Raw genomic sequence first — 22,421 nt, forward strand, 5'->3', positions numbered from 1 at the left:
TAAATAATACTTATGAAAAATTATGGAAAATCTCCTTCGCTTTTCCGCCACGACGTGATACCTGAAGACGCCTCGCATGGATGATGCGTGTCCGCCCTCGCGTGCGCGCGTCGGGGCCCGCGACCTGCTCGATGCCCATGGCGGCGAGGCAGCCTTCGTAGTGGACGCCTCCGATCCCCGTCAGCCGATCGTCGACTGCAACGCCGCGCTGTGCCGACTCTACGGCTACACGCCCGATCAGCTCCGCGGCGAAAGCTGGCTGTGCCTGCATGACGCGCCCGGCGACGACGCGCCGCAGCAGCGCCTGACGCAAGCGTGCCGCGCCGCGGTATCCGCGCAGGCCGCGCGCAGCCTGACGCTCGCCGGCTACCGTGCCGACGGCCGCGCGATGCGCATGCATCTGCGCCTGATTCCACTCGGGAGCCCGTCGCCCGCAACGCCGGATACCCCCGCGACGCGTTACGTCGGCGGCATCGAAACCGACGTGACCACGCCGCACGGCGCCTATCGCATCGTCGACGAGCAGCGCCGCCTGCTGGCGGCCAGATCCGCAATCCAGCATCTGCTCGCCCGCATGCCGGCACCCAAGCAACCGTTCCACGAGAGCTGCGAAACCCTGATGCGGCGACTGCCCGGGCTGCTAGCCTGGATCAGCGCGCCGGATGCCGGCCGCGCACGCTTGACCGCCGTCGGCGGCCCGGCCGACTTCGAACCGCCGCCGGCGGTCGACAACATCCCGCTCGATGGCAGCGCCGGCGATCACCCCCTCAGCACCTGCTTCGGCAGCGGGCATGTCTATCACGTGCCCGACATCATGGCTCACCCCGCGATGGCGGACAGTCGCGCCTGGGCGGAACGCTGCGGCATGCGCGCCCTGCTCGCGCTGCCCATCCGCCGCCGCGGGTGCGCGGACTGCGTGCTGTCGCTGCTCGCGCGCGAGCGCGGCTATTTCAATGAGGAACGCATCATCGGCTGCGAAGGCATCGCTGAGGCACTCGAACTCGGCCTGCGGGCTCTGGAACACGATCGCGAGCTGCGTCTGACGCGCGATTTCTATGCCGCCCTGTCGGAAATCAACCAGCTCATCACCCGCCGTCCCGAGCCCGAGGCCTTGTTCGATGGCATCTGCAATCTGATACTCGCCCATGCCGGCATGGACGCGATCTGGGTAGGCCTGCTGGAACCCGATCAGCGCATCCGCGTCGTCGCCAGCGCCGTCGCGCCCGACATCGAATTCGATCCGCGCGCGCTGGACCTGTCCGCCGACGCGGGCAGCCCCGACGGCCACGGCGCGGCAGGATTCGCCATCCGCAGCGGGCGCATGCAGGTCGTGGAGGATCTTGCGCACGCCAGCGGATTCGATCACTGGCGCGAGGTTCACCGTCGCAGCGAACTGCATGCCGTCGCGGCGTTCCCCTTCACCCGCCGCGGGCAGATTCACGGCGTGGTCAGCGTCAGCTCGCGGCGGCCCGGACTGTTCAGCGATCCGCTGGTCGATCTGCTGCAGCGTCTGTCGGAAAACATCAGCTTCGGCCTGGACGACTACGATCGCGGGCGCGACCTGGCGTATCTGGCGCTACACGATCCCCTGACCGGCCTCCACAATCGCCCCGCCTTCCAGGATCGCCTGCGCCAGGCCTTGAAGGCATCCGCGCGACGGCCCGGCATGAGCGCAGTCGCGCTGCTCGACCTCGATACCTTCAAGGAGGTCAACGATCAGCACGGCCATAGCGCAGGCGATCACCTGCTGGTGGAAATCGCGCGACGTCTCAGACCAGCCGTGCGCGCAGGCGACACCGTCGCACGGCTGGGCGGGGACGAATTCGGACTGCTGTTGCCGCAACTGGACGACGCGGCGACGCTGCGCGGCATTCTGGAACGCATTCTCGCCGAGATCGCCCGGCCGATCGCCCTGCCCGACGGCAGCCGCCACCGTATCGGCGGCAGCATCGGCGTGGTCGTCGCCGCGCCGCACATGACGCTGGAGGATCTGCTCAAGCATGCCGATTACGCGCTCTATCGGGTCAAGCGGCGGGGTGGGCAGGGTTACGCCTTCTTCGACCAGGCACTTGAAGCCGAAATCCGCTCGCGCAACCGCGTGCGCCGAGACTTCGTACGCGCGCTCGACGAACGCGCCATCGTGCTGCACTACCAGCCGCAGGTCGACCTCGAGAACGGCCACGTCCACGGCGCAGAGGTGCTGGTGCGCTGGCAGGACGGCGATGCGCTCGTGCCGCCGGCCGGATTCATCGACGAGGTCGAATCGGACACCGTGTTGGCCTGCGAACTCGGACGCAGCGTGCTCGAACGTGCGGCTGCTCAGCTCGAGCAGTGGCTGGACACGGGCGAAGACCTGCGGCTGAGCGTCAATATCGGACTCCGACACCTGTCCAGCAGTCAATTTCCGCACGATATCGCCCGCGTGATCGAACGCCACCCGCAGGTGCTGGGGCGCCTGAGCCTGGAGATCACCGAACGCGCCGCGCTGAACAATCCGGAACGGGCAAGACGCCACCTGGAGTGGGCCGCGGCACAGGGCGTGCCGGCCCATCTCGACGACTTCGGCACCGCCTACGCCTCGCTCGAATGGCTGCAGACGCTGCCGATCGCCGGCATCAAACTCGACGTCAAATTCGTGCGCGGCATCCTCGAACACAGCCACAACCTCGCCATCGCCACTTCGATGAGCGTGCTGGCTTCGCTGGAAGGCATGCAGCTGGTCGCCGAGGGCATCGAAAGCCGCGCCGAGCAGGATATCCTGCTCGACCTCGGCATCACGCTGGGCCAGGGCTATCACTTCAGCCCGGCGTTGCCTGCCGGCGATTTCATCCAGTGGCGGCATCGCCGTGCGACGACCTTGTCGGCCACGCACCCGCGCGTGCCGTTTCAGGACCATCTGGGGCTGCAGGTGCTGCTCGCCCAGATAGCGGCGACCGTCCATCTTTTCGAGCTAGCCCCCGCGCAGCAACCCGCCCCGCCGATACTCGAACACCTGCTGCGCCCGAATGGCCTGCCACTGTACCGCTGGCTCGACCGCCACGCGCCAGGCTTCGCCGGGCGACCCGACTTCGCACGCATCCGCAAAACCGCGGACCGCCTGCGCGAACTGGCGTCGCGCGCCCTTGAAACCTGGCACGGCTATCCGGGCGCGCTGGATCACGCGCAGGTCGACACCCTGCGCGGACTGCTCTCCGAACTGCGCGGGCATGCCTGCAAATTCCTCATGTCCTGCAGCGAACGCGAGTCCGCCGACCTCGGCAATTGACGCCGCGGACAGCCCGACGCACACAAACGACAAGGCCCCGGCGTTTCCGCCGGGGCCTTGTCGTTTTGACCGAATTGGTCGGAGTGAAAGGATTCGAACCTTCGACCCCTGCCTCCCGAAGGCAGTGCTCTACCAAGCTGAGCTACACTCCGAAGCGTTTCTTGACCGACCTACGAATCCCGCTCCACGGCTACGCGCGTCAGCGAAACCAGCGCATCCTTGTACGGGGTATCCGGCAGGACTTCGAGGTGCGATACGGCTAGCTGCGCCTCGCGGCGCGCAATCGACTCAGTGTACGCAATGGCGCCCGTCGATTCAATGGCCGCGAGCACCTCGTCAAGCCGGTCCAGACCACCCTGCTCGATCGCCGCACGGATCACGTCGCGCTGCGCCGCATTGCCTGTGCGCAGCGCATGAATCAGAGGCAGCGTGGGCTTGCCTTCGGCCAGATCGTCACCGACGTTCTTGCCCATCTGTTCGGAAGAGGCGCGGTAGTCGAGCACGTCATCGACCAGCTGGAAGGCCGTACCGGCATGCATGCCGTAGGCCGCCAGCGCACGCTCCTCGGCCTCCGAACGGCCGGCCAGCACGGCGCCGATCCGGGTCGCGGCCTCGAACAGCTTGGCGGTCTTGGAGTGTATGACCTCCATGTAACTCGCCTCGGTGGTATCCGGGTCGTTGCAGTTGAGCAGCTGCAACACCTCGCCCTCGGCGATGGTGTTGGTCGCCTGGGCCAGGATGTCCATGATGCGCATACTGCCGAGATCGACCATCATCTGGAAGGCGCGGGTGTAAAGGAAATCACCGACCAGTACCGCCGCCTCGTTGCCCCAGATCGCATTGGCGGTCTCGCGGTTGCGGCGCAGCTTGGAATCGTCTACCACGTCGTCGTGCAGCAGGGTGGCGGTATGGATCAGTTCGACGATGGCAGCCAGGCCGATATGGCCTTCGCCCGCGTAATCGCAGGCCTTGGCGCTGAGCAGCGCCAGCAACGGACGCAGACGCTTGCCGCCGCTGTTGACGATATAGCCGCCGAGCTGATTGATGAGCACCACGTCGGAACGCAGGTGTCGGATGATATGCGCATCCACCGCCTGCATATCGGCTTCGACCAACAGTCGGATAGCGCTCAGCTCCATGACGGATTCAGCCTGCCCAGATGATCTAGAGAAAGAGAATAAGAGGAAGTTAGTAACGGCGCGGTCCGCGCATGCTAGGGAGGGGGCAGCGGAGTGTCAAGCCGCCCACGCGCGGCGATCGGTCGCGGGCATTGACCCCAGGTCTGGCGCGGGCTAGAATCCCGCCTCTTTTTTGACAGCAGTTGCGGAGATACAGACATGTACGCGGTGATCGCTACGGGCGGCAAGCAATACCGGGTCGCGGAAGGCGACGTCATCCAGGTCGAGCGCCTGGGCGCGGACGTCGGCAGCGAGATCGAGTTCGACAAGGTGCTCATGGTCGGCGCCGGCGAGAACGTCACCGTGGGCGCGCCCTACATTGAGGGCGGCAAGGTTTCCGCAACGGTGCGCAACCACGGCCGCGGCGAGAAGATCGAGATCATCAAGATGCGCCGACGCAAGCACCATCGCAAGCAGATGGGCCACCGCCAGGACTACACCGAGGTCCAGATCGGCGCCATCAAGGGCTGAGCCGGAACAGACGAGAGGTAAAGCAACATGGCACACAAAAAGGCAGGCGGCAGCACGCGTAACGGCCGCGATTCGGAATCCAAACGCCTGGGCGTCAAGCGCTTTGGCGGTCAGGTGGTCAGCGCCGGCAGCATCATCGTGCGTCAGCGCGGCACCCAGTTTCATCCCGGCCTCAATGTCGGCCTGGGCCGCGACCATACGCTGTTCTCCAAGATCGACGGCCAGGTCAGTTTCGTCATCAAAGGCCCGAAGAACCGCAAGTACGTCAACGTATTGCCTGCCTGAACCCGCATCGCGGGCGGCACCCCGGAAAGCCCCGCCCCGGCGGGGCTTTCTCGTATCGGCAACGCATAACCGCTTGCGCCCCACCCCGCACCGCACGATGCTAACGCCATGAAGTTCGTAGACGAAGCCCGCATCAAGGTCCAAGCCGGCGACGGCGGCAACGGCTGCGTCTCGTTCCGGCGCGAAAAATACATCCCCTTCGGCGGCCCCAACGGCGGCGACGGCGGCGACGGCGGCAGCATCTATCTGGTGGCCGACGGCGCGCTCAACACGCTCAGCGACTTCCGCTACAGACGATTCTTTCAGGCCGAACGCGGCCAGAACGGCATGGGCAGGGACATGACCGGACGCAAGGGCGCCGATCTCGACATTCCGGTGCCCGTCGGCACCGTGGTGCGCGACGCCGATACCGGCGAGCTGATCGGCGATCTCGTTCGCGTGGGCCAGCGCCTCAAGGTTGCCCAGGGCGGCTTTCGCGGGCTGGGCAACAGCCACTTCAAGAGCTCGACCAACCGCACGCCACGCCAATCCACGCCCGGCAGCCCGGGCGACCTGCGCATGCTCGAGCTCGAGCTCAAGGTCTTGGCCGACGTAGGCTTGCTTGGCCTGCCGAATGCCGGCAAGTCGACCCTGATCAGCCAGCTTTCGCACGCGCGCCCCAAGATCGCGGACTACCCGTTCACCACGCTGCACCCCAATCTCGGCGTCGTCGACGTCGGCCCGCTGGAAAGCTTCGTGATGGCAGACATACCCGGCCTCATCGAGGGCGCCGCAGAGGGCGCCGGGCTCGGCCACCGCTTCCTCAAGCACCTGCAACGCACACGTCTGTTGCTGCATCTGGTGGACATCGCCCCCATCGACCCCGACCGCACGCCAGCCGAAGACGTGCGTACCGTCGAAGGCGAGTTGGGTAAATTCAGCGAGGATCTCGCAGGCCGCCCCCGCTGGCTGGTCTGCAATAAGGCCGACGCCCTGCCACCGGAAGAAGCCGAGGCCCGTTGCACCGCGCTGGCCGAAGCGCTTGACTGGCAAGGCCCGCGCTTCTGCATTTCGGCCGCCACCGGCACCGGTACCGCAGCCCTGGCGCGGGCGGTCATGGACCATCTCCGGGAGGCGCGCGCCATGTCGAATGACGACACGGACGATCCGGAAGGCGACGATGACTGAGCCGACAAGCGGCAACCGCTGGATCGTCAAGATCGGCAGTTCGCTGCTGACCGCAGACGGTCGCGGGCTCGATCACGCCGCACTGGCCGACTGGGCCGACCAGATCGCCGGCCTGCGCGCCGAAGGCAAGCAGATCGTACTGGTGTCCTCCGGCGCCGTCGCCGAAGGCATGAGCCGGCTCGGCTGGAAGTCCCGCCCCAGTGCCCTGCATCAGCTCCAGGCCGCCGCCGCCGTCGGGCAGATGGGCCTGATACAGGCCTACCAGGATCAGTTCTCGCGGCAAGGGCTACTTGCGGCCCAGGTGCTGCTCACCCACGACGATCTGGTCGATCGGCGGCGCTATCTCAACGCCCGCAGTACGCTGCGCGCGCTGCTGGCGCTAGGCATCATCCCCATCGTCAACGAAAACGATACCGTCGCTTCCGACGAAATCCGCTTCGGCGACAACGACACCCTCGGCGCCCTCGTCGCCAATCTGGTCGAAGCCGACCTTCTGATAATCCTCACCGATCAGCGTGGCCTGTTCGATCGCGATCCTCGCCAGCATCCGGACGCCACGCTGATCGCCGAGGCACAGGCGAACGATCCGCGCCTGCCGGGCTACGCCGGCACCGGCATGGGCAGCCTCGGCCGCGGCGGCATGGCCACCAAGGTTTCGGCGGCACGCCGTGCCGCGCGTTCGGGCGCGGCGACCATCATCACCGCCGGGCGCGAACCGGGCGCACTGCTGCGGCTGGCCACCGGCGAACGCCTGGGCACGCTGCTGCGCCCCGACAAGGAGCCGCTGGCTGCACGCAAACAATGGATTGCCAGCCAGCTCAAGCTGCGCGGCGAACTGTGGGTGGATGCCGGTGCGGCCAATGCCCTGCTCGCCGCCGGCCGCAGCCTGCTGCCGGTGGGCGTGACCGAGGTCAGGGGTGCGTTCGAACGCGGCGAGGTGGTGTCGGTGAAGAACGCACAGGGCGAGGAAATCGCGCGCGGACTGGCCAACTACGGCGCCATGGAAGCCAAACGCATCATGCGCCTGCCCAGCGAGGCCATCGAATCGACCCTCGGTTACGTTGACGAACCCGAGTTGATCCACCGCGACAATCTGGTCCTGCTCTGACGGCGGCGCCCGCCGCCTCGGCAAAACGCACACACGAAGAAGGCTCCGGGGTCAGAGACCGCGGAGCCTTCTTCGCGTTCATCGCGCTTTCGGCGGCTTGATGCCGCCGAAAGCCGCGGGCATCACATCGCGCGGATGCGTGCGTTCAGGCGGCTCTTGTGACGGGCAGCCTTGTTCTTGTGGATCATGCCCTTGGTCACGGAACCGTCGATCACGGGCACCGCAGCCTGATAGGCCTCCTGCGCGACCGTCTTGTCGCCGCTCTGGATAGCCTTGATCACCTTCTTCACGGCAGTACGCATGCGCGAGGTGAGCATCATGTTGTGCTCGCGGCGGACCACGGCCTGGCGGGCACGTTTCTTGGCGGAAGCGATATTGGCCAAGGTTTGACTCCTTAAGGGAATTCAGTATCGGGAAAGGTGCCGGATTATCCTTGCGCGGCTTCGCCGTGTCAATCCCGCCGCCGGGCTTGCGTGCGCGGGGGTGCGTACTTATTGTGTCGTGTCCCTCGAACCCGGAGCCCGCCCCTGAGCCGCAAGCTGTTCCGCTCCACCGCCGTCGTCAGCGCGATGACCCTGGTCTCGCGCATTTTCGGCTATCTGCGCGACATGGTGCTGGCCGTCTATTTCGGCGCCAACGGCGCGACCGACGCTTTCTTCGTCGCCTTCCGCATCCCCAACTTCCTGCGCCGGCTGTTCGCCGAGGGTGCCTTCTCGCAGGCCTTCGTGCCGGTGTTCACCGAATACAAGGAACGCCAGTCGCCGGAGGAGCTGCGCGAACTGCTGGCCAGCACCGCAGGTACCCTGAGCGGGGTGCTGTTCGTGGTCACAGCGCTCGGCGTCGTCGCGGCACCCGTGCTGATCTTCGTGTTCGCCCCGGGCTTCACCACCGACCCGGCGCGCTATGCGCTGGCCAGCGAGATGCTGCGCATCACCTTCCCGTATCTGCTGTTCATCGCCCTGACCGCACTGGCCGGAGGCGTGCTCAACAGCTTCGGCCGCTTCGCGGTGCCCGCGCTGACCCCGGTGCTGCTCAACCTCTCGCTGATCGGCGCCACCCTGTGGCTGTCGCCGCACCTGCACGAACCGGTGGTCGCGCTGGCCATCGGTGTGCTGATCGCGGGCGTGCTGCAGCTGCTTTTCCAGTTGCCTTTCCTGCTGCGTCTCGGCCTGCTGCCGCGCCCCCAGCTGGCCTGGGCGCACGAGGGCGTGCGTCGGATCATGCGCCTGATGGTGCCGGCGCTGTTCGGCTCTTCGGTGGTGCAGGTCAACCTGCTGTTCGACACCCTGGTGGCCTCGTTCCTGGCCGCCGGCAGCATCTCGTGGCTGTATTACTCGGATCGATTCGTCGATCTGCCGCTGGCGCTGTTCGGCATCGCGCTCGGCACCGTGATCCTGCCACAGCTCTCGCGGCACAAGGCACAGGGCGCGGTCGCCGATTTCGAGGCGACCCTGGAATGGGCGATCCGCATCGCGCTGGTCGTCGCCGTGCCCGCCGCGCTGGGGCTCGCCCTGCTGTCCGGCCCGATTCTCTCCGCCTTGATCGAATACCGCGCCTTCAATGCCGAGGACGCGCGCATGGCCTCGATGAGCCTCGCCGCCTTCGCCAGCGGCCTGCCGGCGTTCATGCTCATCAAGGTGCTCGCTCCCGGCTTCTATTCCCGTCAGGACACGCGCACACCGGTGCGCATCGGCATCGTCGCGATGTTGGTCAACATGACGCTGACCGCGCTGATCGTCACGCCCTGGTATCTGCTCAAACTGCCGGGACCGCACGCCGGGCTGGCGCTGTCCACCTCGCTGGCCGCCTATCTCAACGCCGGATTGCTATACCGCCGGCTGCGCCTCGACGGCGTGTACGCCACCCCGCGCTGGGGCGGCTACGGCTGGCGCGCGCTGGTCTCCGGCGCCGCCATGGCGGCCTGCCTGTACTGGCTGACGCCGCCGGCCACGGCCTGGACGGGGTGGGATGCGCTGCATCGCGCGCTGCATCTCGGCGGACTGGTCGGCGCCGGCGCGCTGGCCTACGCGATACCGCTGTGGCTGCTCGGCGTGCGCCCGCGCGCGCTGCTCGGACGTCCCCGCGGCTGAACCGGTTCAGCCCAGACCGTAACGACGCAGCTTGCGGTACAGGGTCCGTTCGCTGACGCCGAGCGCCTCGGCCACCCGCCGGCGGTGCCCGCCGTGCTCGGCAAGCAGTTCCTCGATGTAGCGGCTCTCGACCCGGCGCAGCGATGGCGCCCCGCCCGGCTCGACCGCATGCGCGCGACGCTTCGCCGGGCCGCTAGGACACAGGTCGAGCTGGCGTACGTCGATCACGCCGTCCGACGACAACGCGACGGCCCGTTGCAGCAGATTCTTGAGTTCGCGGATGTTGCCGGGAAAGTCGTATTCCATCAGGCAGTCCACCGCCTCGCGGGTCATGTAGCAGGGGCGCCCGTGTTCACGGCACAGCTGGTTGAGCAGGGCATCGGCCAGCGCGGGGATGTCCTCGCGCCGCTCGCGCAGCGGCGGCAAGCCGACCACGATGCAGGCCAGCCGGTAATAGAGATCCTCGCGGAAGGTCCCGTCGCTCACGCTGCGGCGCAGGTCGCGGTTGGTGGCGGCGACCACGCGCACGTCGGCATGCAGCTGGCTGCGCCCGCCGACGCGGCGGAATTCGCCGGACTCAAGCACGCGCAGCAGCTTGGCCTGCAGCTCCAGCGGCAGCTCGCCGACCTCGTCGAGAAACAGCGTGCCCTTGTCGGCCTGCTCGAACAGGCCGGGGCGCCGTCCCACGCTGCCGGTGTAGGCGCCGCGCTCATGGCCGAACAGTTCGGCCTCGAACAGATTCGCGTTGAGCGTGGTGCAGTCGACCGTGACCAGCGGCCCCTCGGCGCGTGGGCTGCGATGATGCACGAAGCGCGCGGCCAATTCCTTGCCCACACCGCTCTCGCCCTGCAGCAGCACGCTGGCCTGACTCGACGCCGACTGGCCGAGTTGCTGCAGCATGCGCAGGTAACGCGGCGAGAAGCCGATCATGCGCCCCTCGCAGTGCGTCGTCTCGGGCGTCGCCAGACGCTCGATGGCCTCACCCAGCCACAACTGCCCGCCAGCGCCGCGAATCGCGTGGCCGCGGATACGCACCTGCTCGGCCTGGCCGCGGCCGTCGTAATGGGTGTGCAGCACTTCGTGGGTCCCCCCGGTCGCAAATACCTGGCGGTGCGGACAGTCCTCGCCGTTGAGATGGCAGGGCCGGTCAAGCCGATGGGAGACCTCGTAGCAATGGCGTCCGACCAGCCCGGCACGCTCGTCCAGTCCGTAGGCGCGCCGGTAGGCGCGATTGGCGGCAACCAGGCGGTATTCGTCGTCGATCAGGACGAAAGGATGTTCCTGCGCATCGATCAGCGACTGGACCAGCTCGATACCGGTTCCGGCAACGGCGACGCGCTGCGGAGAGGGGGCGGAAGTTGTCATGACGGCTCCGTCAGCATGGCCTGACAATCATGTCAGCAACCTGCCCAGCATACGCCCATAACCGGCGCGCTTTACACCCCTCCCAGGCTGGCACAAGTCTTGAGTGCCAATGGATCATTGTCCAGAGCGCAATGGAGCCTGCCCATATGGAAAAGATCAGCATTCTCGTCACCTCGGGCAGCCGCGAGAAACTGCAGATGGCCGGCATGCTTGCCTCGGTCGGCGCGGTCAGCGGCAGCGAGGTGCTGGTGTTTCTGTCGATGAACGCGCTGGCCCCCTTCGTCAAGGATCACGCCGACGACGTACCGGTCGAAGGCGAGATCGGGAGGCTGCTGCTGGACAAGCAGGCGCCGCCCTTTCTGCAACTCTTCGAGCAGGCCGCGGAGCTGGGCGACGCCCGCATCCACCCCTGCTCGATGGCAATGGACATCCTGGGCGTGGGACGCGACGAACTGTTGCCGTTCCTCGGCGCACCGCTCGGACTGACCAAGTTCCTGAGCGAGGCGCAGGATGCGCAGACCTGGAGTTTCTAACCCACGCATGGAGAGCCGGCATGGCCGAAAGACATCAGATCGACGCTCGCGGCAGCTACTGCCCGGGGCCCCTCATGGAACTCATTGCCCGCATCAAGCAGGCCGGGATCGGGGATGAGCTGGAAGTACTGTCGACCGACAAGGGCTCGGCCAACGACATCCCCGAGTGGGTGAAAAAGGTCGGCCACGAAATGGTCGACAGTTTTCAGGCGGACGGGGTCTGGCACGTGGTGATACGCAAGACCAAGTAGCACCCGGCGCAGGCGCGCCGGCATGACAACAACACCAATGCAACGCCAAAGGAGAAGGCCATGAAGATACTGATCGTCGGCGGCGGGATGGGCGGCACCATCCTCGCCAACAACCTCGCAAGACGCCTCAAACACGAGCTCAAGCAGGGCAAGGCGCAGATCACCATGCTTTCCGCCTCCGAACGGCACATGTATCAGCCCGGACTGCTCTACGTCAGTATCGGCCGTATGGCCACCGACGCGCTCTACCGCGAACAGACCTCGCTGCTGGAGCCGGAGATCGAGTTCCACGTCGACCCCGTGACCACCTTCACGCTCGACCAGAACCAGGTCACCACGCAGAGCGGCAAGACCTACGGCTACGACATGCTGGTCATCGCCACCGGCTCGCGCGCCATGCCCGAGACCATTCCGGGTTTGGCCGAAAATTCGGTCAACTGCTACACCGAGGCCAACGCGGTCGAAATGTGGCGTCAGGTGCGCGAATTCCAGGGCGGCACCGTGACCATCGCCGTCGGCGTACCGCACAAGTGCCCGATGATCCCGCTGGAGGTCACCTTCGTGCTGCACGACTACTTCAAGGAGCGCGGCATCCTCGACAAGGTCAAGTTTCAGTACACCTATCCGATCGGCCGCATCCATTCGCTCGCGCCCGTCGGCGAGTGGGCCAAGGGCGAGTTCGACCGCCTGGGCATCCAGTACGAGACCCTGTTCAACATGAAGGAGGTCGACGGCGCCAACAAGGTGGTGCACAGCGAGGAGGGCACCCAGAGCCACTACGACCTGCTGGTCGCGGTGCCGCCGCACAAGGGCATGGCGGTGATCGAGGAGAACGGCCTCGGCCAGAGCGGCTGGATTCCCACCGACCGCCACAGCCTGAAGATGGAAGGGCGCGACAACGTCTACGTGCTCGGCGACACCACCAACCTACCGATCTCCAAGGCCGGCTCCACCGCCCACTTCGAGGCCGAGGCGCTGGCCGAAAACCTGGCCGCCATCGTCAAGCTCGGCGAGCCGGTGCGCGACTACGACGGCAAGGTGTTCTGCTTCATCGAAGCCGGCAGCGACCGCGCCACCTACGCCATGTTCAACTACAACCAGCCGCCCGCGCCGCGTGCGCCCAATCGCGCCGTGCACTGGTTCAAGATGGCCTACAACCAGCTCTACTGGGCCTCCGCCCGCGGCCTGCTGTGAGGAGATCGCCATGACCGAAACCGCAGACAAGACCGCGGACACGCGGACACGCATTGATGCGCTGGTCGGCGAACTGGTCGACAACGGCGATCTCGACAGCCTGGTGCACCTGGCGCGCCTCGTCGGCGCGGCGCAGGACGCGCTCACCGACGACATGGTGGGCCGCCTGGCCGGGCTCGCCGGCGACAGCCTCGACATGCTCGACCGGGTCAACCGCAGCGGCGTGATCCGCGCCCTGCCGGCGATCGCCGCGATGGTCGACAACGGCGACCTGGAGCGCATCACCCATCTCGCCCGCCTGCTCGGCTCGGCCGAGGACGCGCTGACCGACGACATGATCGGACGGCTGGCGGGGCTGGCCGCCGACGGCCTGGCGCTCGCCGACCGCGTCACACGCTCGCCGGCCGTGCCGCGCCTGCTCGCCCTGCTCGAACGCGACGAGGTTCTGGACGGCGTTGCCGCCCTCCTCGAAGGGCTCGGCGCAGCACGTGCCGAACTGCGTGCGACACCGTCGGCCGGAGGCGGCCTGGGCGAAATACTGCGGCTCGCGCGGGATCCGCAGACCCAGGAGGCCCTGCGCTTCATGAACGCGCTGGCGGGACACCTCAAACGCTGAAACCGCACTGCCCGCCGTCGCCCGAAGCGGCGGCGGGCACGAATTGCGCCACAAAGCTTAAGTCGCCGCCCATCGCCGCGTATAATCAGGCACTTTGCCCCGTCCGGAGACACGCGGCCAGTCATGGAACTCATTCGCGGCGCCCACAATCTGCAACCGCAGCATCGCGGCTGCGTCGCCACCATCGGCAACTTCGATGGCGTGCACCTCGGGCATCAGGCCATCCTGGCCCAACTCCGCAGCGAAGCCGAGGCCCGCAATCTGCCCAGCGTGGTCATCACCTTCGAGCCGCTGCCGCACGAATTCTTCCGCGGCACCAGCGCACCCGCGCGCCTGACCGGCCTGCGCGAACGCCTGCGCCAGTTCGCACTGCACGGCATCGACCGCGTGCTGCTGCTGCGTTTCGACCGTCAGCTGGCCGATCTTGAGGCCAATCATTTCGTCGAGCGTCTCCTGGTCGGCGGCCTCGGCATCCGCGCCATGCTGGTCGGCGACGATTTTCGTTTTGGCCGCGACCGCGCCGGCGACTTCGCCAGCTTGCGCCAGGCCGGCGAGGACCACGTCTTCGAGGTCATTCGCCGCGAGACCTACGAGCTGGGTGGAGAACGGGTGAGCAGCACACGCATTCGCCACGCGCTCGCCGCCGGCGACCTCGAACACGCCCGCGAGCTGCTTGGACGTCCCTACACCCTGAGCGGACGCGTACGCCACGGCGATGCCCGCGGGCGCACCATCGGTTTCCCCACCGCCAACATCGCCCTGCCCACCGGCACGAGTCCGCTGCGCGGGGTGTTCGCCGTGACCGTGACTTCCGAAGAGGGCCTGAACGGCCGCGGCGTCGCCAACATCGGCACAAGGCCCACGGTCGACGGCCGCCACGCGCTGCTGGAAGTGCATCTGCTCGGCTTCGAAGGCAACCTGTACCATCAACACCTGTGCGTATCGCTGCAGCGCAAGATCCGCGACGAACAGCGCTTCGATTCGCTCGATGCCCTGGTCCACCAGATACGCCGCGACGCCAGCCTCGCCGAAGCGCTGTTGGCGCAGCCCACCTGATTCAGACACGACGACAACCGGCAGACACCCGTGACCGATTACAAACAGACGCTCAATCTCCCGCGCACCGATTTCCCCATGCGCGGCGACCTCGCCCGACGCGAGCCAGACACCCTCACGCGCTGGGCCGAGCTGGACATTTACCATCGGCTGCGCCGCGAGCGCGCCGGGCGCGAGCGCTTCATCCTTCACGACGGTCCGCCCTACGCCAACGGCGACATCCACATCGGCCACGCGGTCAACAAGGTGCTCAAGGACATCATCGTCAAGAGCCGCAGCCTCGACGGGCTGGACGCACCCTATGTGCCCGGCTGGGACTGCCATGGCCTGCCCATCGAACACAAGGTCGAGCAGACCGTGGGCAAGGTCGGCGAGGGCATCGACCCCGCAGCCTTCCGCAAGGCCTGCCGCGAATACGCCGCCGAGCAGATCGAGGGCCAGCGCCGCGACTTCAAGCGTCTCGGCATCGTCGGCGACTGGGACGAGCCCTATCTCACGATGAATTTCCGCACCGAGGCGGACATCATCCGTGCGCTCGGCCGCACCATCGAGCGCGGCCACGTGATCAAGGGCTACAAGCCGGTGCACTGGTGCGTGGACTGCGGCTCGGCGCTGGCCGAGGCCGAGGTGGAATACGAGGACAAGACCTCGCCGGCGATCGACGTGCGCTTCGCCGTCGTCGATCCTGAAAGCTTACTCGCGCGCTGCGAAACTGAGGGCACGGGTTCCGGCCCGCTGTCGGTGGTCATCTGGACCACCACGCCCTGGACGTTGCCGGCGAATCAGGCCGTGGCGCTGAACGCCGAGCTGGACTATGCGGTCGTCGCCTGCGATGGACCGAACGGCGCGGAACGCCTGCTGCTCGCCGCCGAACTCGCCGAATCGGCCTTGCAGCGCTGGGGCATCGAGACCTGGCGCACGGTCGCGCGCTGTCGCGGCGCCGACCTCGAAGGCGTGAAGCTGCACCACCCCTTCCTCGACCGCGAGGTACCCGTGATCCTGGGCGATCACGTGACCCTCGATGCCGGTACAGGCGCCGTACACACCGCGCCCGGCCACGGCCAGGAGGACTATGTCGCCGGCCTGCGCTACGGCCTCGAGGTCGACCATCCGGTCGGCCCGGACGGGCGCTTCCGTGCCGACACGCCGTTCTTCGCCGGCGAAAAGGTATTCGACGCCAATGCCCACGTGATCGAAGTGCTGCGCGAAAGGGGTACCCTGGTGCACGCCGAGAAGCTGCGCCACAGCTACCCGCACTGCTGGCGCCACAAGACCCCGCTGATCTTCCGCGCCACGCCGCAGTGGTTCATCAGCATGGACAAGGAAGGCCTGCGCGCCACCGCGCTCGCGGCCCTGCCCGACATTCAGTTCACCCCTGACTGGGGCCGCGAGCGCCTCGCCGGCATGGTCGCCAACCGACCCGACTGGTGCATCTCGCGCCAGCGCAACTGGGGCGTGCCGCTGGCGCTGTTCGTGCACCGCGACAGCGGCGAGCTGCACCCCGACACGCCGCGCCTGATCGAGGCGGTGGCCGAGCGCGTCGAGCAGCGGGGTGTCGACGCCTGGTTCGACCTCGACCCGGCCGAAGTGCTGGGCGCCGAGGCGGCGGATTACGAAAAGGTCACCGACATCCTCGACGTGTGGTTCGACTCGGGCACCACCCACGCCAGCGTGCTCGACCGCCGCCCCGAGCTCGGCTTCCCCGCCGACCTCTACCTTGAAGGCTCAGACCAGCACCGCGGCTGGTTCCAGTCCTCGCTGCTCGCCTCGGTGGCCATGCGCGGCGTGCCGCCCTACCGCGGCGTGCTCACCCACGGCTTCACCGTCGACGAGAAGGGCCGCAAGATGTCCAAGTCGCTCGGCAACGTGATCTCGCCGCAGAAGGTGGTGGGCACGCTGGGCGCCGACATCATCCGCCTGTGGGTCGCCTCCGGCGACTACCGCCGCGAGATGGCCGTGTCCGACGAGATCCTCAAGCGCATGTCGGACGCCTACCGGCGCATCCGCAACACCGCGCGCTTCCTGCTCGCCAACCTGGCCGGCTTCGACCCCGCGATCAACCTCGTCGCGCCAGCGGACATGCTGCCGCTCGACGCCTGGATCTGCAGCCGCGCCGCGGCCCTGCAGAGCGAGCTGCGCGAGGCCTACGCGCGCTACGAGTTCCACCTGATCTACCAGAAGGTGCACAACTTCTGTTCGGTCGAACTGGGCTCGCTGTATCTCGACATCATCAAGGATCGCCAGTACACCACCCAGGCCGACAGCCTGGCGCGGCGCTCCGCGCAGACCGCGCTGTACCACCTCGCCGAGGCGCTGCCGCGCTGGCTGGCGCCGATCCTGAGCTTCACCGCCGAAGAGATCTGGCGCCACGTGCCGGGCGAACGCGCCGACTCGGTGTTGCTCGCCACCTGGTACGACTTCCCGGCGGGGCTGGCCGACGCCAGCGTGCTGCCCGCGGACATGGACCCGGCCTATTGGGACGCGGTGATCGAGGTGCGCGAGGCGGTCAACAAGGTGCTGGAAGGCCTGCGCCAGGGCGGCGCCATCGGCGCCAACCTCGACGCCGAGGTGACGCTGCACTGCGGCCCGCAGACCGCCGAGACGCTGGCGCGCCTGGGCGACGAGCTGCGCTTCGTGCTGATTACCTCCGAGGCTGCGGTCAGCCGCGAGCCCGCACCGGCCGACGCCGCCGCGCAGACCCTCGCCAACGGCGAGACGCTGCACATCATCGCGACGGCCAGCACACACGCCAAGTGCCCGCGCTGCTGGCATCATCGCGCCGACATCGGCCGGGATGCCGCGCATCCCGAGCTGTGCGGACGCTGCGTCGTGAACGTGGCCGGCGACGGCGAAACACGGCGTTTCGCATGAACCGTCGCGGGTTGCGCTGGCTCTGGCTCACGATCGCGGTCATCGCCCTCGATCAGGCGAGCAAGTGGCTGGCCCTGCAGTCGCTACCCTACGGCCGGCCGGTACCGATCCTGCCGGGGTTCGACCTCACCCTGGTGTTCAACACCGGTGCCGCCTTCAGCATGCTGAGCGGCGCCGGCGGCTGGCAGCGCTGGCTGTTCATCGCGCTGGCCGCGGTCGTCGCCGTCGCGCTGGTGACCTGGCTGCTCCGGCTCGGCCCGCGCGAGCGCTGGGTGGGTGCCGCCGTGTCGCTGATCCTGGGCGGCGCGCTAAGCAACGCACTCGATCGCGTGATGCGCGATCACGTGATCGACTACATCGACCTGTACTACAAACAGTGGCACTGGCCGGTATTCAACCTCGCCGATTCCGCCATCACCCTGGGTGCGGCCATCCTGGTCGTACGTACGCTGTTCCGCCGCTGAAGCAGCCGGCCGCCAAGCCGGCCTCCGAAGGCCCGTCTCTCATGCTGATCCTGTTCAACAAGCCCTACGGGGTGCTGCCGCAGTTCACCGATTCCGACGGTCGCCCGACCCTCGCCGATTACGTTCCCGTGCCCGGCGTGTATGCCGCGGGGCGTCTGGACCGCGACAGCGAGGGCCTGCTGCTGCTCACCGACGACGGCGCGCTGCAGCATCGCATCGCCGACCCGGCGCAGAAGATGAGCAAGGCCTACTGGGTGCAGGTGGAAGGCGAACCCGACGAGGCCGCGCTCGCCGCGCTGCGCAACGGCGTCGAGTTGCGCGACGGCCTCACGCTGCCGGCCAAGGCGGTGCGCATCGAGGCGCCGCCGAACCTGTGGCCGCGCGAGCCGCCGATCCGCGTGCGCCGCGCGATTCCCACCGCCTGGCTGCTGCTCACGCTGAGCGAGGGCCGCAACCGTCAGGTGCGCCGGATGACCGCCGCGGTCGGCCACCCGACGTTGCGCCTGATACGCTACCGCATCGGCTCCTGGACGCTGGACGGACTGGCACCCGGGGAATGGCGCGAACAGCCCTGAACGCACGTGCCTAAACCGGCGGCGCCGGGTCGAGCAGTTCGATCCAGTGACGCACCGGCGTCTCGCTGGCCTGCTGCAGATGCAGCTGGCAGCCGATGTTGGCACTGACGATCAGCTCCGGCTCCCCGGCCGCCAGTGCGTGCAGCTTGTTGGCGCGCAGCTGGCGAGACAGTTCAGGCTGCAGGATCGAATAAGTACCGGCGCTGCCGCAGCACAGGTGCGCGTCGGCCACCGGCGCCAGCTCGTAACCGAGCTGACGCAGCAACCCTTCAACCGCCCCGCCCAGGCGCTGACCGTGCTGCAGCGTGCAGGGCGCGTGAAAGGCGACGCGACGCCCCTCGCCGCGCGGCAGGGACGACAGGTCCTCGGCGGACAGCACCTCGGCCACATCCCGGGCGAGGGCGCTGACGCGCGTGGCCTTTTCGGCATACGCCGGATCGTCGCGCAGCAGCTCACCGTATTCCTTGACCTGCAGCCCGCAACCGCTGGCCGTGATCACCAGCGCCTCCGCGCCGGCTTCGATCGCCGGCCACCAGGCGTCGATGTTGCGCCGTGCCTGCGACAGGCCCTCGGCGTGTGCATTGAGGTGGTAGCTGACCGCGCCGCAGCAGCCTTGGCCCTGCGGCCGTTCGAGGCGGATACCAAGGCGGTTGAACACGCGTGCGGCGGCGGCATTGGTGAGCGGCGCCGCGGCCGGCTGCACGCAGCCGTCCAGCAGCAGCATCGTCCGTTCGTGCACGGCGCGCGGCCAGACACCCGCCGGACGCACTGGCGGCAATGCCGGCCGTACCCGGCGCGGAATGAAGGGTTCGGCCAGCCGCCCCAGCCACAGCAGGGCGGCGAAACGGCCCGTATGCGGCAGCACCCGTCTCAGGCCCCAGCGGAACGCCCGCGCGCGCCAGTTACGCGGCTGCTCGCGCTCGACGGCGGCGCGGCCGATCTCCGCCAGACGCGCATAGCGCACCCCGGAGGGGCAGGTGGTCTCGCAGGCGCGGCACTGCAGGCAGCGGTCCAGGTGCAGGCGCGTCGCCTCGCCCGTGACCTCGCCCTCCAGCACCTGCTTGATCTGATAGATGCGCCCGCGCGGACCGTCCAGCTCGTCGCCGAGCAGCTGGTAGGTCGGGCAGGTGGCGTTGCAGAAACCGCAGTGCACACAGGTCCGCAGGATGGATTCCGCCTCGCGGCCTTCGGCCGTATCCAGCAGGGCTTGGCTCAAGTGGGTTTGCATGGCTTGCGTTCGCTCGGGGTGGGAAGCGTTCAGTTCTGCGGATACAGCGGATGCCCCGGATTGAGGATGCCGGCCGGATCCAGCGCGCTCTTGATTCGGCGGTGTAGCGCGAGCACCGCGGGCGGCAGCGGCTGATAGCGCGGACCGTCCGCGGCCACGCCGCGCCACAGCGTGGCATGGCCGCCGGCGCGCACCGCCGCCTGACGCACGCTGGCGGCATCCGCCTCGCCGGCATACCAGCGCTGCGCGCCGGCCCAGTCGAGCAGCCAATGGCCCGGCAGTTCGATGGGCGCGGCGGACGCGGCCACGCTGAGGCGCCAGAGACGCCCGGGGTGGCGGAAAAACGCGTGCGTCTGCTCGCGCAGACGACGCCAGAAGTCCGCGCCGTCGTCCACCGGCTCGCCGCCAATGCGTCTTTGTGCGGCGCGCAGCGCCACTTCAGTCCCCGACAGGCGCAGGTAGACGCTTTCGCCGTCATAGACGCCCGCGGTCAACGGCAGCGGCAGGCCCGCCCAGGTATTGAGCTGGCGGATGGCCTCCTGCGGCGAAAGCTCGAGTCGCAACGTGGTTTCGGCCTGCGCACGCGGCAGCACCTTGAGACTGGCCTCCAGCAGCACGCCCAGCGTGCCGTGGCTGCCGGCCATCAGACGCGATACGTCGTAGCCGGCGACGTTCTTCATCACCTCGCCGCCGAAGCGCAACACCTCGCCACGGCCATTGATCACCCGCGTGCCGAGCACGAAATCGCGGGCGGCGCCGGCGTAGGGGCGCCGCGGGCCGGAGAGATTGCACGCCAGCGTGCCGCCCAGCGTCGCACCGGGGCCGAAATACGGCGGCTCGAAGGGCAACATCTGGCCTTGCTCGGCCAGCGCGGCCTCGATCTCGGCCAACGGCGTACCGGCGCGCGCGGTGAGCACCAGTTCCACAGGCTCGTAATGCACGATGCCGCGATGCCCGTCGACCGCGAGCGTTGACTCGGCCGTCGAAAGGCCGAGAAAGGCCTTGCTGCCGCTGCCGGCGATGCGCAGCCCGCGGTGCGCCGCCGCCGCCTCGCGGACCTGCTCGGCGAGCGATGTGGTCATATCCCCGGTCGCCATCCTAGAAGCGCTCCAGTTCGGGGAAGGGCAACGCGCCACCGTGCACGTGCATGGCGCCGAACTCGGCGCAGCGCTGCAGGGTGGGCACGGCCTTGCCGGGATTGAGCAATCCGTGCGCATCGAAGGCCGCCTTGACGGCGTGGAACTGGCTCAGCTCCGCGCTGCCGAACTGTACGCACATCTGGTCGATCTTCTCCACGCCGACGCCGTGCTCTCCGGTCACCGTGCCGCCGACAGCCACGCACAGCTCCAGGATGCGACCGCCGAATTCCTCGGTGCGCTCCAGTTCTCCGGGCACGTTGGCATCGTAGAGAATCAACGGATGCAGATTGCCGTCGCCGGCGTGAAACACGTTGGCCACGCGCAGGCCATATTCGCGGCTGAGCGCGGCGATACCATCCAGCACCTCGGGCAGACGGGCACGCGGAATGGTGCCGTCCATGCAGTAGTAGTCCGGCGACAAACGTCCCACGGCGGGGAAGGCCGCCTTGCGGCCCAGCCACAGACGCTGGCGCTCGGCCTCGTCCTGCGCCGTGCGTAGGCGGGTGGCGCCGGCCTGCTTGAGCAGCGCATGGATCTGCAGCAATTGGTCGGACACCTCCTCGTTGGTGCCGTCCAACTCGCACAGCAGAATCGCTGCCGCCTCGCGGGGGTAACCTGCGTGCACGAAATCCTCGGCCGCGGCGATCGCGAAGCGGTCCATCATTTCCAGTCCCGCCGGCACGATACCGGCCGCAATGATCGCGCCGACGGCCGCGCCGGCGGTGGCCACGTCGTCGAAGGCCGCCATCACCACCTGGGCGCGCTCGGGCACCGGCAGCAGGCGCACGGTGACCTCGACGATCACGCCGAGCATGCCCTCCGAGCCGTGTATCAGCGCGAGCAGATCGTAGCCCGGCGCATCCAGCGCATCGCCGCCGAGGGTAATGCGCTCGCCCTCGGCGGTCACCACCTCCACGCGCATCACGTTGTGCACCGTCAGGCCGTATTTCAGGCAATGCACGCCGCCCGCGTTCTCGGCCACGTTGCCGCCGATGCTGCAGGCGATCTGCGACGAGGGATCGGGTGCGTAATAGAGGCCGTAGGGGCGCGCAGCCTCGCTGATCGCGAGGTTGCGCACGCCGGGCTGCACGCGCGCGGTGCGCGCCAGCGTGTCGATCTTGAGGATGCGGTTGAACTTGGCGAGCGACAGCAGCACGCCGCCGGCATGGGGCAGTGCGCCGCCCGACAGCCCGGTACCGGCGCCGCGCGCCACCACCGGCACCCGCAGCGCGTGACAGATCTGCATCACGGCCTGCACCTGCTCGACGGTCTCAGGCAGGACCACCAGCATCGGCAGCCGCCGGTAGGCGGTCAGACCGTCGCATTCGTAGGGCCTGCGTTCCTCCTCGCTGAGCAGCAGCGTATGCGGCGGCAAACGCGCGCCCAGCGCTTCGATCACGCGCCCGCGGTCGACGGCCGCAGCCGGCTCGGCCGGTCCACTGTGGTTATGCGCCTCCAAGCGCGCCTCCTGTCGCCCCATCGTATGGGATGCCATCGCGCGCCCGGCGGGACGTGCCGGGCGCGTAAACGAGGCAGTTTACACGCAGGTGACCGCGATTTTGAAT

20 protein-coding genes and 1 tRNA gene are annotated in these 22,421 nt (G+C 68.0%); 14 read left to right on the forward strand and 7 right to left on the reverse strand.

The genetic code is table 11. The features are described from left to right. Positions 1–76: 76 nt before the first annotated feature. Positions 77–3,265: an EAL domain-containing protein gene (locus THPRO_RS09060; RefSeq protein WP_052064123.1), complete on the forward strand. Its 3,189-nt coding sequence runs from the start codon at positions 77–79 to the stop codon at positions 3,263–3,265. A 75-nt stretch (positions 3,266–3,340) separates the two neighbouring features. On the opposite strand, the gene THPRO_RS09065 is transcribed toward THPRO_RS09060, so the two are convergent. Together THPRO_RS09065 and ispB are read right to left on the reverse strand one after the other, a co-directional pair. Further along, positions 3,341–3,417 (reverse strand) — tRNA-Pro (locus THPRO_RS09065). A gap of 18 nt (positions 3,418–3,435) precedes the next feature. Next, positions 3,436–4,404: an octaprenyl diphosphate synthase gene (ispB, locus tag THPRO_RS09070; RefSeq protein ID WP_038087925.1), complete on the reverse strand. Its 969-nt coding sequence runs from the start codon at positions 4,402–4,404 to the stop codon at positions 3,436–3,438. 198 nt (positions 4,405–4,602) lie between these two features. Between ispB and rplU the strand changes: the two genes are divergently transcribed. The 4 genes from rplU to proB all read left to right on the forward strand — a co-directional run bounded on the left by rplU (position 4,603) and on the right by proB (position 7,474). Continuing rightward, entirely contained in the window at positions 4,603–4,914 is a 312-nt protein-coding gene (gene rplU / locus THPRO_RS09075; protein ID WP_038087922.1) for a 50S ribosomal protein L21, read from the forward strand. Between the two features lie 27 nt (positions 4,915–4,941). After that, positions 4,942–5,199: a 50S ribosomal protein L27 gene (rpmA, locus tag THPRO_RS09080; protein WP_038087919.1), complete on the forward strand. Its 258-nt coding sequence runs from the start codon at positions 4,942–4,944 to the stop codon at positions 5,197–5,199. Between the two features lie 108 nt (positions 5,200–5,307). Further along, entirely contained in the window at positions 5,308–6,366 is a 1,059-nt protein-coding gene (gene cgtA, locus THPRO_RS09085) for an Obg family GTPase CgtA (RefSeq protein ID WP_065089527.1), read from the forward strand. Further along, positions 6,359–7,474, forward strand: coding sequence for a glutamate 5-kinase (gene proB / locus THPRO_RS09090; RefSeq protein WP_065089528.1), 1,116 nt, complete (start codon positions 6,359–6,361; stop codon positions 7,472–7,474). Before cgtA ends, proB begins: the two co-directional genes overlap by 8 nt. Before the next feature lie 122 nt (positions 7,475–7,596). Here proB and rpsT read toward each other — a convergent pair whose 3' ends face one another. Beyond that, on the reverse strand, positions 7,597–7,857 hold the full coding sequence (gene rpsT, locus THPRO_RS09095; RefSeq protein ID WP_038087916.1) for a 30S ribosomal protein S20: 261 nt from the start codon (positions 7,855–7,857) through the stop codon (positions 7,597–7,599). Between the two features lie 144 nt (positions 7,858–8,001). Here rpsT and murJ point away from each other — a divergent pair, with 144 nt between their 5' ends. Next, positions 8,002–9,564 (forward strand): murein biosynthesis integral membrane protein MurJ, encoded by a 1,563-nt coding sequence (gene murJ / locus THPRO_RS09100; protein ID WP_269085371.1) that lies wholly within the window; start codon positions 8,002–8,004, stop codon positions 9,562–9,564. 6 nt (positions 9,565–9,570) lie between these two features. Here murJ and THPRO_RS09105 read toward each other — a convergent pair whose 3' ends face one another. Beyond that, entirely contained in the window at positions 9,571–10,929 is a 1,359-nt protein-coding gene (locus THPRO_RS09105) for a sigma-54 interaction domain-containing protein (protein WP_052064122.1), read from the reverse strand. 146 nt (positions 10,930–11,075) lie between these two features. On the opposite strand from THPRO_RS09105, the gene THPRO_RS09110 reads away from it, so the two are divergent. The 8 genes from THPRO_RS09110 to THPRO_RS09145 all read left to right on the forward strand — a co-directional run bounded on the left by THPRO_RS09110 (position 11,076) and on the right by THPRO_RS09145 (position 18,489). Then, a complete protein-coding gene (locus THPRO_RS09110; protein ID WP_038087913.1) occupies positions 11,076–11,462 on the forward strand; it encodes a DsrE/DsrF/DrsH-like family protein in 387 nt (128 codons plus the stop codon). A 20-nt stretch (positions 11,463–11,482) separates the two neighbouring features. After that, the gene (locus tag THPRO_RS09115) at positions 11,483–11,713 is read left to right on the forward strand and encodes a sulfurtransferase TusA family protein (protein ID WP_038087911.1); all 231 of its coding nucleotides are present in this window, start codon (positions 11,483–11,485) and stop codon (positions 11,711–11,713) included. Between the two features lie 60 nt (positions 11,714–11,773). After that, the gene (locus tag THPRO_RS09120; protein WP_038087909.1) at positions 11,774–12,907 is read left to right on the forward strand and encodes an NAD(P)/FAD-dependent oxidoreductase; all 1,134 of its coding nucleotides are present in this window, start codon (positions 11,774–11,776) and stop codon (positions 12,905–12,907) included. 10 nt (positions 12,908–12,917) lie between these two features. After that, positions 12,918–13,523 (forward strand): DUF1641 domain-containing protein, encoded by a 606-nt coding sequence (locus THPRO_RS09125; protein WP_038087905.1) that lies wholly within the window; start codon positions 12,918–12,920, stop codon positions 13,521–13,523. A 123-nt stretch (positions 13,524–13,646) separates the two neighbouring features. Continuing rightward, positions 13,647–14,579: a bifunctional riboflavin kinase/FAD synthetase gene (gene ribF, locus THPRO_RS09130; RefSeq protein ID WP_065089530.1), complete on the forward strand. Its 933-nt coding sequence runs from the start codon at positions 13,647–13,649 to the stop codon at positions 14,577–14,579. 30 nt (positions 14,580–14,609) lie between these two features. After that, on the forward strand, positions 14,610–17,450 hold the full coding sequence (gene ileS, locus THPRO_RS09135) for an isoleucine--tRNA ligase (RefSeq protein WP_038087899.1): 2,841 nt from the start codon (positions 14,610–14,612) through the stop codon (positions 17,448–17,450). Beyond that, entirely contained in the window at positions 17,447–17,914 is a 468-nt protein-coding gene (gene lspA, locus THPRO_RS09140; RefSeq protein WP_038087896.1) for a signal peptidase II, read from the forward strand. The genes ileS and lspA overlap by 4 nt, the downstream gene beginning before the upstream one ends. Positions 17,915–17,955: 41 nt before the next feature. Further along, positions 17,956–18,489: an rRNA large subunit pseudouridine synthase E gene (locus tag THPRO_RS09145; RefSeq protein WP_065089531.1), complete on the forward strand. Its 534-nt coding sequence runs from the start codon at positions 17,956–17,958 to the stop codon at positions 18,487–18,489. A 10-nt stretch (positions 18,490–18,499) separates the two neighbouring features. Here THPRO_RS09145 and glcF read toward each other — a convergent pair whose 3' ends face one another. The 3 genes from glcF to THPRO_RS09160 are packed head-to-tail and all read right to left on the reverse strand — an operon-like array spanning position 18,500 to position 22,336. Then, positions 18,500–19,717, reverse strand: coding sequence for a glycolate oxidase subunit GlcF (glcF, locus tag THPRO_RS09150; RefSeq protein WP_038087893.1), 1,218 nt, complete (start codon positions 19,715–19,717; stop codon positions 18,500–18,502). A gap of 29 nt (positions 19,718–19,746) precedes the next feature. Next, positions 19,747–20,799, reverse strand: a complete 1,053-nt coding sequence (gene glcE / locus THPRO_RS09155) for a glycolate oxidase subunit GlcE (RefSeq protein ID WP_236717283.1) — start codon at positions 20,797–20,799, stop codon at positions 19,747–19,749. A gap of 16 nt (positions 20,800–20,815) precedes the next feature. Further along, positions 20,816–22,336 (reverse strand): FAD-linked oxidase C-terminal domain-containing protein, encoded by a 1,521-nt coding sequence (locus tag THPRO_RS09160; protein WP_065089533.1) that lies wholly within the window; start codon positions 22,334–22,336, stop codon positions 20,816–20,818. Positions 22,337–22,421 lie beyond the last annotated feature (85 nt).

Origin of the sequence: Acidihalobacter prosperus, from assembly GCF_000754095.2 — a bacterium.
Classification (GTDB): domain Bacteria; phylum Pseudomonadota; class Gammaproteobacteria; order DSM-5130; family Acidihalobacteraceae; genus Acidihalobacter; species Acidihalobacter prosperus.